Annotated in this window: 17 protein-coding genes and 1 tRNA gene; 7 read left to right on the plus strand and 11 right to left on the minus strand. The window is 70.4% G+C overall.

Annotated elements, in window-relative coordinates:
- Positions 1–228 precede the first annotated feature (228 nt).
- The 3 genes from AMK13_RS01245 to AMK13_RS01255 are packed head-to-tail and all read left to right on the plus strand — an operon-like array spanning position 229 to position 4944.
- Positions 229–1437, plus strand: a complete 1209-nt coding sequence (locus AMK13_RS01245) for an HpcH/HpaI aldolase/citrate lyase family protein (RefSeq protein WP_074000777.1) — start codon at positions 229–231, stop codon at positions 1435–1437.
- Positions 1438–1474: 37 nt separating this feature from the next.
- Positions 1475–4111: a phosphoribosyltransferase gene (locus tag AMK13_RS01250; protein ID WP_079271735.1), complete on the plus strand. Its 2637-nt coding sequence runs from the start codon at positions 1475–1477 to the stop codon at positions 4109–4111.
- The gene (locus tag AMK13_RS01255; RefSeq protein WP_074000779.1) at positions 4111–4944 is read left to right on the plus strand and encodes an HAD family hydrolase; all 834 of its coding nucleotides are present in this window, start codon (positions 4111–4113) and stop codon (positions 4942–4944) included. Before AMK13_RS01250 ends, AMK13_RS01255 begins: the two co-directional genes overlap by 1 nt.
- 42 nt (positions 4945–4986) lie before the next feature.
- Here AMK13_RS01255 and AMK13_RS01260 read toward each other — a convergent pair whose 3' ends face one another.
- Together AMK13_RS01260 and AMK13_RS01265 are read right to left on the minus strand one after the other, a co-directional pair.
- Positions 4987–5202, minus strand: a complete 216-nt coding sequence (locus AMK13_RS01260) for an FmdB family zinc ribbon protein (RefSeq protein ID WP_049659427.1) — start codon at positions 5200–5202, stop codon at positions 4987–4989.
- A gap of 101 nt (positions 5203–5303) precedes the next feature.
- The gene (locus AMK13_RS01265) at positions 5304–6713 is read right to left on the minus strand and encodes a hypothetical protein (protein WP_079271736.1); all 1410 of its coding nucleotides are present in this window, start codon (positions 6711–6713) and stop codon (positions 5304–5306) included.
- Positions 6714–6858: 145 nt separating this feature from the next.
- Here AMK13_RS01265 and AMK13_RS01270 point away from each other — a divergent pair.
- Positions 6859–6933: transfer RNA gene (locus AMK13_RS01270), tRNA-Val, on the plus strand.
- Positions 6934–7042: 109 nt separating this feature from the next.
- On the opposite strand, the gene AMK13_RS01275 is transcribed toward AMK13_RS01270, so the two are convergent.
- Together AMK13_RS01275 and AMK13_RS44420 are read right to left on the minus strand one after the other, a co-directional pair.
- Complete coding sequence (locus AMK13_RS01275) at positions 7043–7735, minus strand: hypothetical protein (protein WP_074000781.1); 693 nt, start codon at positions 7733–7735, stop codon at positions 7043–7045.
- A gap of 228 nt (positions 7736–7963) precedes the next feature.
- Positions 7964–8137, minus strand: a complete 174-nt coding sequence (locus tag AMK13_RS44420) for an integrase (RefSeq protein WP_074000782.1) — start codon at positions 8135–8137, stop codon at positions 7964–7966.
- Between AMK13_RS44420 and AMK13_RS01285 the strand changes: the two genes are divergently transcribed.
- Positions 8136–8867, plus strand: coding sequence for an integrase (locus AMK13_RS01285; RefSeq protein WP_338016239.1), 732 nt, complete (start codon positions 8136–8138; stop codon positions 8865–8867). The two genes, AMK13_RS44420 and AMK13_RS01285, sit on opposite strands and share 2 nt — an antisense overlap.
- Positions 8864–9001, plus strand: coding sequence for a hypothetical protein (locus AMK13_RS46255; RefSeq protein WP_338016240.1), 138 nt, complete (start codon positions 8864–8866; stop codon positions 8999–9001). The genes AMK13_RS01285 and AMK13_RS46255 overlap by 4 nt, the downstream gene beginning before the upstream one ends.
- A 361-nt stretch (positions 9002–9362) precedes the next feature.
- On the opposite strand, the gene AMK13_RS01290 is transcribed toward AMK13_RS46255, so the two are convergent.
- The 7 genes from AMK13_RS01290 to AMK13_RS01320 all read right to left on the minus strand — a co-directional run bounded on the left by AMK13_RS01290 (position 9363) and on the right by AMK13_RS01320 (position 17150).
- Positions 9363–11147, minus strand: a complete 1785-nt coding sequence (locus AMK13_RS01290) for a GmrSD restriction endonuclease domain-containing protein (RefSeq protein ID WP_241852704.1) — start codon at positions 11145–11147, stop codon at positions 9363–9365.
- A 384-nt stretch (positions 11148–11531) separates the two neighbouring features.
- Positions 11532–12086 carry a hypothetical protein gene (locus tag AMK13_RS01295; RefSeq protein WP_049654908.1) on the minus strand — a complete coding sequence of 185 codons (555 nt, stop codon included), beginning with the start codon at positions 12084–12086 and terminating at the stop codon, positions 11532–11534.
- 67 nt (positions 12087–12153) lie between these two features.
- On the minus strand, positions 12154–12591 hold the full coding sequence (locus AMK13_RS01300; RefSeq protein ID WP_074000783.1) for a hypothetical protein: 438 nt from the start codon (positions 12589–12591) through the stop codon (positions 12154–12156).
- A gap of 42 nt (positions 12592–12633) precedes the next feature.
- Positions 12634–13431 carry a hypothetical protein gene (locus AMK13_RS01305; RefSeq protein WP_074000784.1) on the minus strand — a complete coding sequence of 266 codons (798 nt, stop codon included), beginning with the start codon at positions 13429–13431 and terminating at the stop codon, positions 12634–12636.
- Positions 13432–13459: 28 nt separating this feature from the next.
- A complete protein-coding gene (locus AMK13_RS01310; protein ID WP_143204457.1) occupies positions 13460–13963 on the minus strand; it encodes a hypothetical protein in 504 nt (167 codons plus the stop codon).
- Between the two features lie 71 nt (positions 13964–14034).
- The gene (locus AMK13_RS43285; protein ID WP_158077656.1) at positions 14035–15594 is read right to left on the minus strand and encodes a hypothetical protein; all 1560 of its coding nucleotides are present in this window, start codon (positions 15592–15594) and stop codon (positions 14035–14037) included.
- Positions 15595–15683: 89 nt separating this feature from the next.
- Entirely contained in the window at positions 15684–17150 is a 1467-nt protein-coding gene (locus AMK13_RS01320; protein ID WP_074000787.1) for a pyridoxal phosphate-dependent decarboxylase family protein, read from the minus strand.
- A gap of 504 nt (positions 17151–17654) precedes the next feature.
- Here AMK13_RS01320 and AMK13_RS01325 point away from each other — a divergent pair.
- The gene (locus AMK13_RS01325; protein ID WP_074000788.1) at positions 17655–18296 is read left to right on the plus strand and encodes an HAD family hydrolase; all 642 of its coding nucleotides are present in this window, start codon (positions 17655–17657) and stop codon (positions 18294–18296) included.
- Positions 18297–18489: the final 193 nt, after the last annotated feature.

Here is an 18489-nt window from a genome sequence, read left to right on the forward strand (position 1 = left end):
GCGCCCATGATCGTCCAAGTGGACCGGGATGTTCCGGGAGTTCAGTGCCGGGGAACCGGGACCGGCCGGATCCCGTCCGTACGATGGGCGGTCGAAAGGTCTCCGGGGGTTCGGCGGAGGGGCGTCCGGCGGCGGCGTGCCCGGGAACCTTGGCGCCCGGTCGGCCGGTTGACCAGGGTGTCGTCGGCAACGGGCCGGGGGCCGGTCCACTTCCTGGAGGAGAGCACCTTGCGCCATTTCGGCCACCTCGCCGAGGACGTACGCGGCCGGCTCTTCCTGGAACAGCCGCGCCCGTTCAGCGCGCGGAGCGGGCCGGAGGTGATCGCCACCGCCCTCGGCGGCACCCTCTACAGTCCGGCCACCAGGCCCGCCCTGGCCGCCGACATCCGCAAACTCGCTGGTCGGGGCGTGGTGTCGATGGTGCTCTGCCTGGAGGACGCGATCGCCGATCACGAGGTGGACGCGGGTGAACGGAACCTGGTCGAGCAGTTGAATGACCTGGTCAAGGACTTCACCGACTGTGCACAGAGCCACCCCCTGCTCTTCATCAGGGTCCGCAGCGCCGCCCAGATCCTCGACCTGGCCGAGCGTCTCGGCCCGGCCGTCGAACTGCTCAGCGGCTTCGTGCTGCCGAAGTTCACCCCGGCGAACGGCGGCGGGTACCTGGCCGCGCTGTCCGCCGCCGAGGCCGCGACCGGGCTGCGGCTGTTCGCCATGCCCGTCCTGGAGTCGCCCGAACTCGCCCACCTGGAGACCAGGCGGGAGCAGCTGTTCGGCATCGCCGAGCTGCTCGCCGCCCACCGCGAACGGGTGCTCGCCGTCCGGCTCGGGGTCACCGACCTCTGCTCCGCGTACGGCCTGCGGCGCTCGCCCGACCTCACCGCGTACGACGTGGCGCTGGTCGCCTCGGTGATCGGGGACGTGGTCAACGTGCTCGGCCGGGCGGACGGCACCGGGTACACCGTCACCGGACCGGTCTGGGAGTACTTCCCGGTGCAGGAGCGGATGTTCAAGCCGCAGCTGCGCCGGACCCCGTTCGCCGGGGCCTCCGTCCCCGCCGCGGCCGGGGTGCTCCGGGCCTCCGGCGAGGAGGTCCGCCGGCGGATCATCGAACACGACCTGGACGGGCTGATCCGGGAGGTCGAACTCGACCGGGCGAACGGCCTGCTCGGCAAGACCTGCATCCACCCCAGCCACGTACCGGCCGTGCACGCCCTCTCCGTGGTCACGCACGAGGAGTACTGCGACGCCCGCGACATCCTCCGGCAGGAGCAGGACGGCGGCGGGGTACTGCGCTCGGCGTACACCAACAAGATGAACGAGGCCCGGCCGCACCGGGCCTGGGCGGAGCGGGTGCTGCTGCGGGCGGAGGTGTTCGGGGTGGCCCGGGAGGACGTGAGCTTCGCCGAACTGCTGTCGGCCTGCCTGTGCGGCTGACGGCGCCCGGACGGACACGACGGACACACCGACGGACATGACGAACGCACCCGTGAACGCCGGCCACGAACGCACCGACGAACGCACCATCGCACCACCGAAGGCAGGACCAGCAGTGACAGCAACACCGCAGACGTGGACCGGCCGTTGGGTCGCCGACCGGGCCGGGATCGCCCTGACCGGCTCCGAGCGCCTCCCCGAACTCGTCGGCCTGGCGCTGCGCTCGGGGAACCCCAAGCGCGCCCACCTGCTGGTCTCCACCGTGCTCGGCAAGCATGTGCCGCAGCGGCCCTCGGTGGTCCACGGCGCCGGGCTCGAACTCGGCCGCCGGGTCCGCGACCTGCTCGGCGCGGAGGCGGCCGCACGGGCCGTCGTACTCGGCTACGCGGAGACGGCCACCGGCCTGGGCCACAGCGTCGCCGACGGCCTGGACGCCCCCTACCTGCACTCCACCCGCCGGCCGGTGCCCGGCCTGGACCCGGTCGGCGGCTTCGAGGAGGAGCACTCGCACGCCACCTCGCACCTGCTGCTCCCCGCCGACCCCGGACTCCTCGCCGGCGACGGGCCGCTGGTGCTGGTGGACGACGAGTTCTCGACCGGACGGACGGTGCTCAACACCATCCGCGACCTGCACGCCCGCCACCCGCGCGGGCACTACGTGGTGGTCGCCCTGGTGGACCTGCGCTCCGCGGCCGACCGGCGCCGGCTCGATGAGGCCGCCGCCGAACTCGGCGTCCGGCTGGACCTGGTGGCCACCGCGAGCGGCGGCGTCGAGCTGCCGGAGGACGTCGTGGCCCGGGCCGAGCGGCTGATCGCCGAGGCGGCGCCGACCACGGCGCCCCCGGCCGGGGAGCCGCCGTCGGCCGGCCCCGCACCGCTGGACCGGGTCGAACTGGACTGGCCCGCCGGGCTCCCGGACGGCGGCCGGCACGGCTTCACCGCCCGCGACCGCGCCCGGCTGGACGCCGCACTGCCCCGGCTGGCCGGGCAGCTCGCCGAGGCCCTGCCCGCCGGCGCGCGGCGGGTGCTGGTACTCGGCTTCGAGGAGCTGATGTACGCGCCGCTGCGCCTGGCCGACGCCCTCGCCGAGCGGCTCGGCGGCGACCGCGTCCGGTTCTCCACCACCACCCGCTCGCCCGTCCTGGCGGTGGACGACCCCGGCTACGCCATCCGCACCCGGCTCGCCTTCCCCGCCCATGACGACCCGCGGGACGGCGGCTCGTCCGAGCGCTACGCGTACAACGTCGCCCCCGGAAGCGACCCGGCGCGGCGCTTCGACGCCGTGGTGCTGGTGGTGGACGACGTGGCCGACACCCCGGCGCTGCACGAGGGCGAGCACGCGCTGCTCGGCCAGCTGCGGCGGGTGACCGACCGGGTGGTGCTCGCCGTGCTGCCCTCGCACCGGCCGGTGCCCGTCGTGCCCGCTCCGCTCGCCGCGCCCTCGTCGCTGCCCGCGCCCCTGTCGGCGCCCGGGTCTTCGAAGCTGCCCGGTTCTTCGGAGTTGCCCGCGCCCCTGTACGGGCCGGCGTTCTCCTCGTACCCCGCCGAGGAGGTGGCCTGGCTGCTCAAGGACCTCTCCGGGGTCGCGCTCGAAGCCCCCACCGAGGAGCGCGAGGAGGCCGTCCAGAACGGCGGCGCCCACTACGCCGAGTCGCTGCCGGTCGAGTACCAGCCCAGCCCCGAGTACCAGGAGCTGTTCCACCAGGCGCTGCGCGGCTCCGCCGGCCGGATCGCGCTCGCCGTCGGCACCGTCGCCGAGACGCTGCTGCGCGAGCGCGGCCCCGGGCTGGTGCTGGCCTCGCTGGCCCGGGCCGGCACGCCCGTCGGCATCCTGGTCCGCCGCTGGCTGGCCTTCGCCCACGGCCTGTCGGTGCCGCACTACGCGGTCTCGATCGTGCGCGGCCGCGGCATCGACCCGGTCGCGCTGCGGTACCTGGCGGCCCACCACCGGGCGCAGGACGTGGTGTTCGTGGACGGCTGGACGGGCAAGGGCGCGATCACCCGCGAACTGGCCGACGCGCTGGCCGGCACCGGCTTCGACCCGGACCTCGCGGTGCTCGCCGACCCGGGCCGCTGCGTGCGGACGTACGGCACCAGGGACGACTTCCTGATCCCGTCCGCCTGCCTCAACTCCACGGTCTCCGGGCTGGTTTCGCGCACCGTGCTGCGCGCCGGGCTGATCGGGCCGGACGACTTCCACGGCGCCAAGCACTACGCCGAGCTGGCCGGGAACGACGTCTCGGCGCTCTTCCTGGACGCGGTGGCCGCCCGCTTCGGCGAGGTCCGCGCCGCGGCGGTCGAGGGCGCCGACCGGCTCGCCGCCGACCCGCACCGGGAGCCCGACCGGGCCGGCTGGGCCGCCGTCGAGCGGATCAGCGCCGAGTACGGCATCGACAACGTCAACCTGGTCAAGCCCGGTGTCGGCGAGACCACCCGGGTGCTGCTGCGCCGCGTCCCCTGGCGGATCCTCGCCCGGCGCGGCGCCGGGGCGGACCTCGACCACGTCCGGCTGCTCGCCGCCCAGCGCGGCGTCGAGGTCGAGGAGGTGGACGGCCTGCCGTACACCTGCGTCGGCCTGATCCACCCCCGCTACAGCCGCGGGGCGACCGGGGGAGACGGGCGCGCGGTGGCCGACGGGGGCACCGTGACCGAGACGACGGGGAGGGAATCCTGATGGGTGTCCTGGTGGCCAGCGACCTCGACCGGACGCTGATCTACTCCGAGCGGGCCATGGCCCTGGCCGGGCCCGACCGGCTGGCGCCGAGGCTGCTCTGCGTCGAGGTGTACCAGGGGCGGCCGCTGTCCTTCATGACCGAGCGGGCCGCCGGGCTGCTCGCCGAACTCGCCCGGGAGGCCTGCTTCGTGCCGGCCACCACCCGCACGCCGGAGCAGTACGGGCGGGTCAACCTGCCCGGCCCGACGCCGGACTGGGTCCCCGCGTACGCGATCTGCGCCAACGGCGGGCAGCTGCTGGTGGACGGCGTGCCGGACGGTGACTGGCGGGCCGAGATCACCGCGCGGATAGCCGCCGGCTCGGCCCCGCTGGAGGAGGTCGTCCGGCGGCTCGCCCTGTGCGCCGACCCGGAGTGGACGCACAAGCGGCGGGTCGCCGACGAGCTGTTCGCCTACCTGGTGGTCGAGCGCGCCGCGCTGCCGGAGGGCTGGCTGGCGGAGCTGACCGGCTGGTGCGCCGAGCGCGGCTGGACGGTCTCCCTGCAGGGCCGCAAGGTGTACGCGGTGCCCGCGCCGCTCACCAAGAGCGCCGCGCTGGCCGAGGTCGTCCGGCGCCGCGGCGCGGACACCGTGCTGGCGGCCGGGGACTCGCTGCTCGACGCCGACCTGCTGCTCGCGGCGGACGCGGGCTGGCGCCCGGGGCACGGCGAACTCGCGGACAGCGGCTGGACGGCCCCCGGCGTCACCGCCCTGACGGAGGTGGGGGTGACGGCGGGGGAGGAGATCGTCCGGCGGTTCCTGGCGGGGGCGTCGGCCCTGCCGGTCGGGGGCTGACCCCCGGGTCCGGGTTCGGGTCCGGGTTCGGCTGCGGGTGGGTCAGCCGCAGCAGCCGCCGCCGCAGCAACCGCCCCCGCCCCCGGCGGGGGCCTGCGGGGCGGCGGCCGCGCCGCCTGTGACGGCGACGGTGGACAGCAGCTTCACGGTGTCCTGGTGGCCCTGCGGGCAGACGGCGGGGTCGTTGGCCTGGGCCATCGGGCGGCGGAGCTCGAAGGTGGCGCCGCAGGAGCGGCAGCGGAAGTCGTAGCGAGGCATACCGGCAGGGTACCGAGCGGGGTCCCCGCCGGCAGCCCGCTTCGGGTGCTTCCAGGGCTTCCGGGTGCTTCGGTGCTACCGATGCCTTGGCGCTCCCGGTGCTACCGGTGGCCGCCGAGGTCCCCGCGGATCAGCTCGATCACCCGTGCCGCCGTGTCCCGCACCGCCGCGAGCTCGGTCAGGAAGTGCCAGTAGTCGGGGTGCCGGCCGGCCGCCTCCAGCGTGGCCACGGCGCGGTCCAGCCGGGCCACCGCCTCGTCCAGTGGGGCGGCGTGCCGCGGGTCCGGCGCGCTGCGCCCGGCCATCGCCAGCCGCTGCGCGTCCCGGATGGCGAAGCGGGCGCGCTCGATCTCCCGGTTGGGGTCGTGCTGCACCTCGTTCAGCTGCCGCAGCCGGTCGTTCGCCGCGAGCACCGAGCCGTCGGCGGTCTCCAGCAGCGCGCGGACCGTCCCGATCGCGGCGGTGGCGTCGGCCCAGCGCTGCTCGTCCCGGGCCCGGGCGGCCTCGGCGAGCTTGCGCTCGGCGGCCCGCCCGGCCTCCGCGACCTGGTCCGGCACCCGCTGGAGGTCCTGCCAGCAGGCGGTGCTGAACCGGCGGCGCAGCTCGCTCAGGGCGGGCTCGACCGTCTCGGCCTTGGTCTCCAGCGCCTGGATGCGGGTCCGCAGGCTCGCCACCCGCCGGTCGATCTCCCGCGCCCGCTCCGGCAGTTGTCCGGCGTCGGCGGCGATCGCCTCGGCGCGCTGCTTCACGTCCTCCGCGCGCCGCAGGGTGTCCGCGACCCCGTGCCGGGCCGGGCCCTCGTTCAGCCGGCCGAGCTCGGGCGCCAGTTCGGCGAGCCGGGCCGCCAGGTCGTCCGCCCGCAGGCCGGCGCCGCGCGCCCCGTCCAGCGCGGTGGTGGCCGCGAGCAGCGCGCGCTTGGCCTGCTCGACCGCCGGGGTGACCCGCATCAGCTGCTGCTCGGCGTGCTCGACGGTCGGCTGCAGGCGGCGCAGGAAGTCGTTCAGCTCCGCGCGGGCCGAGCCGAGCTGGCTCTTCACGTCCTCCAGCCGGCGCCTGGCCTGCGCGGCCGTGCCGGCGTCCAGGGTCTCGCTGTCCAGGTTGTGGGCGTCGAGCGCGGCGAGGTAGTTCACGGTGACCTGCTCGACCCGGCCGGAGATCGCCGCCAGGTCGGCCAGCGCGCGCTGCGCCGTCGGGCCCTCCTCGGCCGCGCGGACGGTCTCCACCGCGAGCTGCACCTCGCGCTGGGTCTCCTCCAGCTCGTAGAACGCCTCCTGGGCCGCCGCCCGGGCCTCCCGGGCCTGCGCCCGTCCGCCCTCGCCGCCGCCGCGCCGGCCCCACCAGCCGCCGGTTCCGGCGGAGGCCAGCCCGACCGCGGCCAGCGCACCCGCCAGCGCCACCGGCACCACCAACGCGTCGGCCAGTGCCGCTCCCGCCCGACGCCGCCCCCGCCCGCTCCCGCCGGCCACCGTCACTGCGCGCTCCCTGCTCCGACCCGCTGATCCGGCCCCCATTCTCCCCGATCACCCCGCCGGCCCGGCACCCCCTCCCACCCCGCCCGCCGCACGGCCCCGCCCCTCACCGGGCGCCCGTCCCCCACCACCTCCCGGGACCAGGTACCCTAGGCTCTCGTCGTGCGCCCGGTCGGGCCACGGCAGGGGGCGCGTAGCTCAGTGGTAGAGCGCTGCTCTTACAAAGCAGATGTCGGCGGTTCGAAACCGTCCGCGCCCACCAGCACGAAGGGCCAGTTCGGAGGCTTGATCCTCCCGAACTGGCCCTTGATCGTCTCCGCGCCCCTACTCGCCCCGTGCCAGCCCCGTGCCAGATTCTTCCGGCGAGGGCCTTAGCTCACCGGGGCCTGCTGCACGGCGTCGCCGTGAGTGGCATCTGAGCCCTGGGGCCTGAGCCGCTGCTCCCAGATCTCCTCCAACGTCTCCGCAATGACACCGAGCCGTTCCAGGGCCTCCTCCGCCATGTCGTCGTCGAAGATCCACGAGCATTGCTTGGAGTCGTCATCGTCAGCAATGAGGCGATGCGCAAATGCGTTCCGCCGGACCTTCAGCCACGAGATGTGCTCGGCGAAATCCGCCAGATCGCCTTCCCCCTGCCAACGCTCGGCCAGTACTTCGGCCTTTCGGGCCAGTCCAGCTTTGCGGAACCGGCGGTCCGTAGGTTCACACAGGATCTCGTTCATCAGCGCTTCAAGGGCTGCAGCGGCCGACACGATGATGATCCCGGCGCCGATCTGCCTAGTATCGGTGTCAAGGACGGATAGGGAGTCATCGAGCACCATGTCGCTCTCAGCTTCCCAACCAGGGACTCTGTGCTCACCGCTCTTTCGGAGGGTCGACAACGCCGTCGTCTCCTGGTCGACGGCCTCTCCCACCTTCCTGTGCAGCCAGGCGAGAGATGCCAAGTGCTGCTCGAAGACGATGAACTCCACACGCCCATAGCGGCTGAAGAAGTAGGGTTCGCTGTGTTCAAGCACGTATTGATCGACCGCACTCTCGTGCTGTCCAGATGTCGCTTCGACCACTGATGCGTCCCCTCCCCGAGCTTTGCGGTCGTTCAGCTTCCCACGGCCCGACACAAAGACGGGCTCATTTTCGATGCTTGGTGCGGTCCTTCGCTGTCGTCATGGATCTGGGCCACCGGAGAGGGGCTGGGACGGGACTCGGCGGTTCGAACGGTTTATGCCCGCCCACACGGTGGGCCAGTTCGGAGGCTGACCCATCCGAACCGGCCCTCGATCGTTTCTTGGCTCTTACTGGACCCGCGCGATCCTTCGCGTGCCCGATGCCCCCGGTGCCGGCCGTTCCCCGCCGAGCGCCTGGCGGACCGCTTCGCCCATCCGGTCGGCGATGGCCCGGTCCCGGTCGCTGGTCATGTGCTGGTAGATCAGCGCCGCCAGGGTGCTGCTGTGGCCCATCCTGGTCATGAGCTCCCGGGTGCTGGCCCCGTTTTGTGAGGCGAGCCGGGTGCATCTGGAGATCGCCACCGAACCCGCCCGCCAGGACCGCCCCAATGAGGACTTCGTCGCGGCCAGCCCGAGCGCCGTCGTCCTGCTCGACGGCGCCAGCACCCCGCCCGGATTAGACTGCGGCTGCTCCCACGGCGTGGCGTGGTTCGTCACCCGGCTCGGCGTCAACCTCCTTGCGAGCGTGACCAACCAGCCGGACCGCGCATTGACCGACTGCCTCGCGGACGCCATCACCACCACCGCGGCACTGCACCCCGAGTGCGACCTCACCCACCCCGGTACGCCGTCCGCCACTGTCATCGCGGTTCGCCTCACCGGCCAGGATCTCGAATACCTGCTGCTCGCCGACTCCACCCTGATCCTCGAACACACCGACCCCGCTGCCGGCCCGGCCGCCATCACCGACGACCGCGAAGCCCAGGTCGGTGCCGCGCTCCGGGGCTCCATGGACGCGGTCCCCACCGGCACGCCCGAACACGCCGACGCCCTCCGTGGCTACGTCGAGGCCATGCGCGCCCACCGCAACCAGCAGGACGGCTTCTGGGCGGCCACCGCCGACCCCGCCGCCGCGTACGTAACCCTCACCGGTAGCGTCCCGCGTGCCGACGTCACTGGCTTCACATGCTCAGCGACGGAGCGTCCCGACTGGTCGACCGCTTCCACCTCGCTGACTGGCCCGAGGCCTTGAAGCTCATCCGCGACCACGGGCCGGCCGCGCTCATCCGGGAAGTCCGCACTGCCGAACTCGGCGACATCAACGGCCAGCGCTGGCCCCGCGGTAAGGCTCACGACGACGCCGCCGTTGCGACCGTCACGCTGTAGTACGCGAGCCTCGAAGCCGTACCGGAGTCACTACCGAATTCCGCTCTACTAGGTCAAGGGCGCGCGCCCTGCGCGCGCCGCTGCCCCGCCCCGGGCGGCCGACGGCGGGCGTGCGGGCTGGCGCCCGGTCCCGGCGTGACCGCCCGGACAGGGGCAGCAGGGTGGCTGGGGCGGGCGGCTCCGCGGTTTTACCCACTCCCCGGCCAGGGACCCGCGTCGGGCAAGACCGGGGGGCCACTCGGCCAAACTGCGGTCAGGCCCAAAAGCCCTGACCGAGTCGCAGCAGCTTACGGCCCCCCGATCATGCTCGACCCCAGCCCGGGCAGGACACCGGCCAAAACCGCTCCGCCGCCTGCGGGGTCTAGCCGAAACTCTTCACTAGCGCCGCCACTTGCTTGAGATCTTTAATCTCTTCCGTAGAGGAGCCCCGGCGGGTGAAAATCCGGTCGTCGACGTAAGATACATCAGACTGGCCTGGAATTAGCATCCGAAGCACGGACAGCCCCTTATATTCGATCATGTCGATTCCGGAAAGAATCTGCGTAGCCAAGGGCTCACTGATTGGTTGCTGCGAAATTTTGGTGACGAATTTCTGGGTGTAGCTTTCCAGGGGGATTCCCTTTGATTTCGCCTCCCTTTCGATTCCAACGACATGATGCTGGCCCACCTTTACGGGCTCTACTCCGTCTAGTGACTGGATTCGAGTCGCGTCAGCATCCTTGTCTGCGACGCCGATGAATAGATAGCCCTCGACGCCTGGCTGCACATTGGCAATCGCACAGATCGTCTCGGCCAGCCGCTTGAAAATCGACTCGTCCCATTCACGCTTGTTGTCGAGTCGCAGCAGGCCCTGTTTGAACTCGTATCGGCTTGTTTCGATGCGAGATCGGCGGAGAGAATTTTCAAAGTCGAGCGCAAGTCCAGGGCCGTGTCCGAATGCCGGGGGGACCTTTGCAACGAAGTGTCGTTGAATCAGGCCGGTGACGGCATCAATGTTGGATACCCGATCCTCGGCCGAGGTGTAGTGGCGTGCAGTCTTCAGCCGCGGGCTGACGCCGCGCAGGGCAGAGACAATTGATTCGTAGTCGTCTGGAGACTTCTGCTGTCGGATGATCAGATCGAAAAATGACATGAAGATTGCATAGAAAGGCGTTCGAATCGGGTTGCCGCCAGTTCCGGGCCGGACAAGGTTCCTGAGTCCATTCGGCGAAGGAAGCTGTTGGTCCGCGACCTCTGTCAGCACGGAAAAGACAGACTGGATCTCTTCTTCTAGCCGGCGTGCGCCGTATGCGGCAAGGTTGCGCTCGATTCGCTTATGCTTCTCGCTCTCTGCATCGTATATGTCGTCAAACTCTTCCTTGCTTGCTGGAAATGGGCTTCCAAGGAGGATCGATGCCGCAATATCAGCGACCATCTGCTCGTCGTCGCCCTCGCGCAGCTGTTTCACGTTAAGGATTCCGTGGCGGATCCATACGGTATCTTCAGCCTTAACGCCGTATTGTTGCTTCTCGCGGGCCGAATCGATAGAAATGCTGGGCATATTGTGTAGGAGCAGAACGTCGTCGGAGACGTCGCCGCGAAGCGAGCTTGCTACTGTTCTGACCAGTTCTGAGAATGGGTTGATCATTCCAGCCTGTCGCTTCTCCTGGACACTAAGCTGCCGCCCGTTCGAATTGATTCGACTGAATACATTGGTAATTTGCTGCTCGGTTTGCGTGGGATAGATCGTAACCGCAAGTTGATAGTCGAGCAGGTTTGCACACTTTTCTGCTGGGAGTATAAATAGGGTTTCGGCTGGCTCGAATGACCCTGCATCTGCGGCCTGCCGGGCTCGCGCGCTCTGGTCCAAATCGAAATGCATGCCGTTGTAGTCGTACTTTTGCTCGATGAATGAGAAGATTGCGTCGAGTCTCTGCATTCCATCGATGATTTCGTACTTTCCGCTGCCGTGAATTTCCGGCCGCTCTGCGAGCAAGATCAGAGGGATTGGGTATCCATCCAGGATGCTGTCGATCAGCAACTGCTTCTCGCTTACGGACCAGACTAGCTTTCGCTGGTACCGCCTGTTGACCAATAGAGCGTCGTCCCTGAACAAGCGGTACGCCTCCTGGACGCTCATACCGCGCGGTGTGATGGAGACGTGCATGTCACTACTCAATTTTTGCTCCGGGAGGCTGGCAGGAACAGTGGGCGTAGCTTGGCACGTGTGTGGGGGCTGTGTCCGGAATATTGTGGAAGTGGCTATCTGTGCGTCAGGCCCTCGCGGTGGCTGGTAACCGCTAGGCCAGGCCGTGCCAGAGGCGTGCCAGATCGGGCGGTACATGGCGGTCAGTCATGGGCCCCGGCGGTGCGGTAGCCGGGGAATGGCCAGGCCAGGCGGGGCGCAGGTAGGGGCGGGTGGCGGACGCCAAGCCTTACAAAGCAGATGTCGGCGGTTCGAAACCGTCCGCGCCCACAGCAGGGAGCCCGGTGCCCCCGACCGGGATGGTCGGGGGCACCGGGCTCTCGTGGTGTCGGCGCCGGGGCCGGGTCAGACCTCGAGGACCCGCAGGGCGGGGTGGTCGACCGTGTTGAGGTAGAGCTTCTCCTTGGTGCCCTCCTGCTCCAGCTCGACGACCAGCCGGTAGCGGTACAGGCCGGGCTTGGCGGTGCTGAGCACGGTGCCGGCCCAGTAGTAGTAGACCGGGGTCAGCGGGGAGCGCATGCGGTCGGGCATGCCGTAGATCTTGAGCTCGGTGAAGAGCTTCCGCTCGGCCACGTCCTCCTCGTCACCCAGTTCGGTGTCGAGGACCACGATGTTGTTGATCTTGGGCATGGGCGGCCAGGTGCCGTCCAGCCGCCGCTCCATGTCGAGCGGGCGGATGATCCAGTTGATCACCTGGCCCTGCTTGCAGACCGTCTCCAGCTGCCGGGTGCCCTGGCCGGACCCGCCGACGCTGTTGTCCATCATGTACATCGCGTCGCCCAGCGAGCGGTTGGCCGTGGCCCGCTCCATGTTCACGAGCGTGACGACGTTGAGCTGGACCGAGTTCAGCTGCCCGGGGTTCTGCTTCCCCTCGGTGGCGCTGCTTGCCGTGGTTGTCAAGGTTCCTCCTTCGAGCGCGCCGCTCCGGGCGGTCCACCCGCCCGGAGCCGTCCGTTGCGCGGAGCGGTCAGGTGGCCCGGCCGACCAGGACGGGCGACACGGTGGTGGTGATCGGCTCGGCCTGGGTGCCCAGCCGGAACCGGATCCGGTACGGCACGGGGGACGCGGCGTCCTTCTTCACCGTCCCGGTCCAGTAGGCGACGTCGGTGCCCGGGTACACCTTCCGGACCGGCTCGCACACCTCGTGGTCGATCTCGATCCCGTCGATGGCCACGTAGGCCTCGCACTCGAGCGCCAGCACGTTCCAGAGCAGCTGGTCGCCGGCCTTGACCTTGGTCCGCAGCTCCTCGGTGCCGAAGTCGGCGGACCCGCCGGCCTTGTTGGTGTCGTACAGGTACAGGTGGCCGTGGGTGCTCTGGGACGCCAGCATGCCCACGCAGTCCACCACCGCGGTGATCGAGATCGGGCGCTTCGGCGTGGTCTTCAGCCGTGGCTTGGTGGTCATCTACTCCTCCTCGTCCTTACGGGGACTTCCTGGGACAGCGGTTCAGCCGAAGGCGGCCGGGGCGATCGGCAGGTAGCCCACGCCCGCCCCGGTGAAGCCGTTCCGCTTGGGCTCCGCGGTGATCCGGAGCTTCGACTCGCAGGTGAGGTTGACCGGCTCCCAGGTCCACTCGCCCGCCCGCTGGATCAGCTCGTGGAGCTGGATCCGCATCTTGTAGCTGTAGGTCCCGGGCCGGGAGGTGTCGATCGTCGCCGACCAGTACCAGCCGTCGGTGACCAGGTCCGGGGAGCCGTACTCGGCCGGGTAGATGATCTTCTCGTCCACCGCCTCGCCGAAGATGTCGGTGATCACCGGCGCCGGGTAGCTGTGGGTGTCCTGGCCGTGGTCGGAGACCACCCGGCCGGTGACGTCCAAGACCCGCTGCCCGGAGAGGGCCGCGGTGCGCGAGGCGCCGTTGACCCTGGTGCCGACGGTCTGCCGGATCCGGGTGAGCGCGGCCTCGGTGTCGCCGTTCGCGACCCCGGCCTTCTCGCTCAGGTTCGCGAGCTCCGCCAGCGCCTCCTTCTCGGCCGCCCGCGCCCGGGTGGTGTGGTAGCCGCGGGGCACCGTCGGGGGGATCGAACCGAGGCTGTACGGCAGCCAGTTGAGCACCTGCTCGCCGGCCTGCGAGCCGTCGCTCCAGTAGCTGCCGTTGATCGCGGTGACCAGCTCGCCGGTGCCCTGGTTCAGGGAGCCGTGGAGCTTCATGTTGTCGAACAGATAGGTGTTGCCGGTCAGCGTCCGGGACTCCAGCGCGTTGCCGACGTCCACGAGCACGATGATCGCCAGTTGTTGGGCCATGCGCCCACCCTCCTTGTCGGTGTTCCGCCTACAGGCACATCAGTGCGGGCGAGTCGATGTGCAGCACGCTGTGCTCGCCCTCGTACATCTGGAGCTCCAGCCGGTACCGGTACGGCACCCCGGGCACCAGGTACGGCGGGACCACGCCGGACCAGACGTTGAGGTCCAGCTGGCCGGCCGACACCCGGTGGTCGGTGGGCGCAGCGCCGTCCGCCGCACCGGCGTCCACGCCCTCGACCGCGGAGCCGACCGCGGCGGCGGGGTCGACGCCGTACGCGGCCGCGTCCGCGGCCCCGTCCGCCGGCACGAAGCTGATGCTCCGGATCTCGACGGGCGTCTGCAGGTCCACCGCCAGGGCGGACCACTGGACCACCTGGCCGGGGACCACCACGGTGACCAGGTCGGGCGTCCCCTGGTTCTTGCTGTCGAACGACCCGTCGTCGATCAGGCAGAGGTTGCCGTTGAGCAGCGACTTGTCCGAGAGCGCGCCGATCACGTCCACCACGACGGCGATGTTCACTTGCGGTTTCATCCTCACTCCATTCCTCGAACCAACGTTCCGGAGCGGCGGTCGTACCGCCCCGCCGGCTTGGTCAGTCCCGGTCAGCCCCGGTCGCGCACCAGCGGCACCTTGCCGACCGACGTCCGCTCGATCTCCGTGGACGCCCGGGGCACGAACTTGACCAGGAACCGGTAACCGGTCTTCTCGATCGAGGCGGGGTTCGCCTCGCCCTGGTTGAACAGCGAGAGCGAGCGGGGCAGCGCGTTGACGAAGACGTGCTGGACCCCGTACGGGCCGAGCGCGGCGTCCATCCGGTACGTCAGACCGGCGACGTCGTCGACCGAGGCCAGCAGCGTGATCGTCTTGCCCTCGCGGTGGTTCACGAACTGGATCTCGTGGGCCACCACGTCCAGGTCCATCGCGGTGGCCTTGAGCAGGTCGTCCCGCAGCGCCTCGTACGCGCGCGGGGCCGAGTACTGGCTGTCGTTCAGGTGCAGGATGTCCCCGGTGCGGCCGGCGAACTCGAACTGGCCGGTCTTCAGCCCGGGCCCGTCCAGCCGCGGGCGGCGGATCATCCGGTCGCCCAGCTTCAGCCGCAGCAGCGGGGCCTCGTGCCCGTGCAGCCGGGTGACGACCAGCTCGCCCTCCTCGCCCTCGGCGACCCAGCGGCCCTTCTCGTCGACGATCTCCACCAGGTGCAGCCCGGGCACGGCCGCCAGGCAGGGGGACTCCTCCGTCAGCTGCAGCCCGATGGTCTCGGCCTGGGTGGCGGCGAAGTAGCTGAGGATCGACAGGTTCGGGTACATCGCCTTGAGCTCCGCCCGCTTGCGCTGCGGCAGCACCCCGCTCCCGTACAGCGCCACCCGGAAGCTCTCCTTGGCCTCCTGGCTCATGCCCGCGCCGAGCTCGCTGAGGATCGCGATGCCCGCGGTGATCCCCATCAGCGCCTTCGGGCCGGGGTAGGAGAACATGTGCTCCAGCACCGGGGCGGTGACCGGCCCCGCGCCGATGTAGTTGACCCCCGGCACCTGGGCCAGCACCCCGCCCACCATGGTGCCGCTGCTCCACATCTGGTAGTCCGCCAGCGTGGTGTACAGCCACTTGGGGTCGGTGCCGGGCAGGTACCTGGCGAGCTGGTAGGCGCCCATGAAGCGGCCGGCCACCTCGTAGGTGTCCCGCAGCTCCCGCAGCGAGTACACCGACTCCAGGGGCTTCCCGCCGCTGGTGCCGCCGCTGGCCACGATCTCGAAGCCGCCGCGCGCCAGCGGCACCACCATGCCCGGGCGCGAACCCATGAAGAACTCGCGCTGGGTCTCCTTGTCCGACAGCGGGATCCGCTGCCAGTCCTCGTACGTCCGCGGGGCGGCGTCGACGCCGGCGCCCGACAGGCGGCTGCGCCAGAGCGGGTTGAGCCGCACCGTGTTGACCATCTGCTGCAGGCGGCGCAGCACCAGGGCGTCCTGGAGCTCGTGCGACACCTCGCTGTACGGCGCCTGGCAGACCCGCTCGCACTCGCGGAGCTTGCTCGCGAACGAGGGGAGCTTCTCCACCGCGTCGACCGACTCCGGATTCAGCTCCCACTCGGGGATCAGCCAGCTCGCCAGTTCGTCGATGCCGCCGGGTGCCGCCGGCCGGTCGGGCGCGACACTCACTGCACTCATCGTCAATTCCCCGTCCTTCTGTTGTTCACGTGTTCATGTGCCGTCGTTCGTTCGGCAGGGATTGTTCGGGCACGGTTCTTCGGCGGCCCTCAGCGGGCGTCGGCCAGGAGGTCGGTACCGACCCGCCTGATCTCACCGAGCAGCATCCGGAAGTGTTCGGCGGTGATCTGGTGGTTCATCATCACCACGCGCAGGGCGGCCACCCCGTCGATGTTCACCTTGGAGATGAAGAAATTCCCCCGGATTTTGATCCGGTTCCTGATCGCCACCTGGAGGCGGTGCACGCCGTCGTCCGGAAGTTCTGCCGGTCGGTAGCGGAAGCACAGGATGTTGGCCTCCGGGCGGTGCAGCGTCTCGAAATCCGGCTCGTCCAGGAGAATCCGGTGGATTTCCCCGGTCAGGTCGCAGAGGTACTCGATCTTCTCGGCGAACAGGGCCGGGCCGTAGACGGACCAGAGGGTCCACAGCGGCATGATCATGGGCCGCTTGGTGCACTCGAAGTTCCGGGCTCCGCTGTCGAGCTCGGTGTAGCGGTCCGGCTCCTCGTCGAAGACGTAGCTGGCGCGTTGCTGGAAGGCCCCGAGGCTGTCCTCCTTGTTCCGGTAGAACAGCAGCGTGCAGGGCGCCGGGACGAACATCATCTTGTGCGCGTCCCAGGCCACCGAGTCGACCTTCTCGATGCCCCGCAGCTTGTGCCGGAGCCGGTCGGAGACCAGCAGGCTGGCGCCGTGGGCGCCGTCCACGTGCAGCCAGATGCCGGCTTCCCGGGCGATGTCGGCGAGTCCGTCGAGCGGGTCGAAGGCGCCGACCGAGGTGGTGCCGGCCGAGGCGACCAGGGCGAACACCTTCAGCCCCCGCTGCTCGGCCGCCGCCAGGGCGGGCCGCACCTGCTCCAGGCAGATCTGCTGCTCCGCGTTGATCGGCAGGCGGACGATCTGCGACTCGCCGATCCCCAGGATCCCGGCCGCCCGCGAGACGCTGTAGTGCACGTCCGCGCCGACCGCGATGGCCGGGCGGGGCAGGCCGTCCCCCGACGGACTGCCGTCCGACCAGAAGCCGGGGAACATCTTGTTCCTGGCCGCCAGCAGCGCGGTCAGATTGGCCAGCGACCCGCCCGAGGTGGTCACCATGGCGAAGGAGTCCGGTTCCCACCCGATGAAACGGTTCAGCTCCTCGGCCATGATGCGCTCCGCCACGCTGGGCAGCTGGCCGGCCTCGTAGAACGAGGACGGCTGGTTGACCACCGAGCTGACGAAGTCGACGACCCCGCCCAGCGGCACCACGCCCGAGAACTGCCGGCCCATGTACCCCGGCGAGTGGACCTGGATCCCCGTCCTGATGTACAGGTCGGTGATCGCGTCCAGCCGCTTCTCGTCGAAGGCCGCGATCTTCTCGCGCTCGGAGGTCATCAGGGCCCTGGCGGCCAGCGTCAGCGTTTCGGGGTCGATGAGTTCGAGCCCTCTGATCGAGGAATCGGCCAGATGGCTTTCGAGCCGGTTCAGTACCGTCTCGGAATTCTCCCGGAACAGCTCGGGGTCGAACGTGTCCGCCGGCATTCCGCCGTCGCACGGTTTTCCGACCCCGGGAGTTGCGGAGCGACTCGGCTTCTGAGCGCCGAGCAGCGATCCGACTCCGCTTTTTTGCTCGATCGTCTTCTGATTCGAGCGAGATTCCACCATAGGAGCCCCCCAATGGCCCTTGTTGAGGACATCGAGACTTTCCCTTTCCGGAACGGTGCATGTCCAGCTGGGTCACTCCAACGGGTGAATCTTCGTTTTTTATCGGCGTTCGATTGCGGCCCGTCGCCGGACGACTCCGGTGTGTGACATCCGGCATCGATGCTGGCCAGGGCGGTAGGGCGGCTTGTCACATTTCGAACATTGCAATCGAACGTCGAGGTTGTTATTCGAACGCCAGCCGGGAATGTGCCGTTTTGGCCCCCGGGTCCGCCCGACGGGCCGATTCCGCCCCTTCTGGCCGGTAACGGACCAGGACCGCCGCCCGGTCCTCGTGCCGCACCCGCTACGGGGGCCGGTGATCCCGGGTGATAGGGAGGTGGGATGGCTGAGGTGGCTGAGGTGGCGTTCGACGCGGTGCTGTGCGATGTGGACGGCGTGATCCGGTTCTTCGACGGGAGCCGGGTGGCCGCGCTGGAGCGGGCGGCGGGACTGGCGGAGGGGACCACGGCGGAGGTCGGGTTCGCGCCGGAGAACGACCTCCCGCTGCTGCTCGGGCGGATCGGGAAGGCGCGGTGGGTGGACTCGATCGCGCGGGGGCTGGCCGGCCGGGTGACGGACGCACAGGCGCGCGCCCTGGCGCAGGCGTTCGCGGACTCGCCGTTCCGGGCGGACGAGGCGGTGGTGGGGCTGCTGCGGCGGGCCCGGGAGCACTGCCGGGTGGTGCTGGTGACCAACGCGACGGCGTGGCTGGACGAGGACCTGGCGCTGCTGGGGCTGACGGACCTGGCGGACGAGGTGGTGAACAGCTCCCGGGTGGGCAGCGCCAAGCCGGACCGGCGGATCTACGAGATCGCCGCCGAGCGGGCCGGGGCGGCGCCCGAGCGGTGCCTGTTCGTCGACGACCGCCAGGAGAACGTGGACGCGGCGGTGGCGCTGGGCATGACCGGGGTGCGCTACCGGGGGCCGGAGGACCTGCGGCGGGCGCTGGCGGCGGTGCTGGACGGGCGGGGGGTGTCGGGCTGACGGGGTGCTGGGCTGAGGGGGTGCTGGGCTGAGGGGGCTCGGGTCGGCGGGCGGTGCTCGGGCTGAGGGAGCTCGGGCCGGCGGGCGGTGCTCGGGCTGAGGGGGCTCGGGTCGGCGGGCCGTGCTCGGCGGCGGGTGGCGGGGTCGGGGGCGCCGGGCGAGGATCGGGGGGACCGGTCGGACCCCTGGGAGC

Origin of the sequence: Streptomyces sp. CB02056 (assembly GCF_001905545.1) — a bacterium.
In the GTDB taxonomy this organism is placed as follows: Bacteria; Actinomycetota; Actinomycetes; order Streptomycetales; family Streptomycetaceae; genus Kitasatospora.

Bases quoted from the DNA above. Each gene is read 5' to 3' on its own strand.
- AMK13_RS44420 (WP_074000782.1), bottom strand. From the start codon at position 8,137: ATGACCAGGATGGGCCACAGCAGCACCCTGGCGGCGCTGATCTACCAG.
- AMK13_RS01255 (WP_074000779.1), top strand. From the start codon at position 4,111: ATGGGTGTCCTGGTGGCCAGCGACCTCGACCGGACGCTGATCTACTCC.
- AMK13_RS01290 (WP_241852704.1), bottom strand. From the start codon at position 11,147: ATGCACGTCTCCATCACACCGCGCGGTATGAGCGTCCAGGAGGCGTAC.
- AMK13_RS01305 (WP_074000784.1), bottom strand. From the start codon at position 13,431: ATGGCCCAACAACTGGCGATCATCGTGCTCGTGGACGTCGGCAACGCG.
- AMK13_RS43285 (WP_158077656.1), bottom strand. From the start codon at position 15,594: ATGAGTGCAGTGAGTGTCGCGCCCGACCGGCCGGCGGCACCCGGCGGC.
- AMK13_RS01260 (WP_049659427.1), bottom strand. From the start codon at position 5,202: ATGCCTCGCTACGACTTCCGCTGCCGCTCCTGCGGCGCCACCTTCGAG.
- AMK13_RS01285 (WP_338016239.1), top strand. From the start codon at position 8,136: ATGAGCTCCCGGGTGCTGGCCCCGTTTTGTGAGGCGAGCCGGGTGCAT.
- AMK13_RS01250 (WP_079271735.1), top strand. From the start codon at position 1,475: ATGACGAACGCACCCGTGAACGCCGGCCACGAACGCACCGACGAACGC.
- AMK13_RS01325 (WP_074000788.1), top strand. From the start codon at position 17,655: ATGGCTGAGGTGGCTGAGGTGGCGTTCGACGCGGTGCTGTGCGATGTG.
- AMK13_RS01320 (WP_074000787.1), bottom strand. From the start codon at position 17,150: ATGCCGGCGGACACGTTCGACCCCGAGCTGTTCCGGGAGAATTCCGAG.
- AMK13_RS01310 (WP_143204457.1), bottom strand. From the start codon at position 13,963: ATGAAACCGCAAGTGAACATCGCCGTCGTGGTGGACGTGATCGGCGCG.
- AMK13_RS01265 (WP_079271736.1), bottom strand. From the start codon at position 6,713: ATGGGGGCCGGATCAGCGGGTCGGAGCAGGGAGCGCGCAGTGACGGTG.
- AMK13_RS01300 (WP_074000783.1), bottom strand. From the start codon at position 12,591: ATGACCACCAAGCCACGGCTGAAGACCACGCCGAAGCGCCCGATCTCG.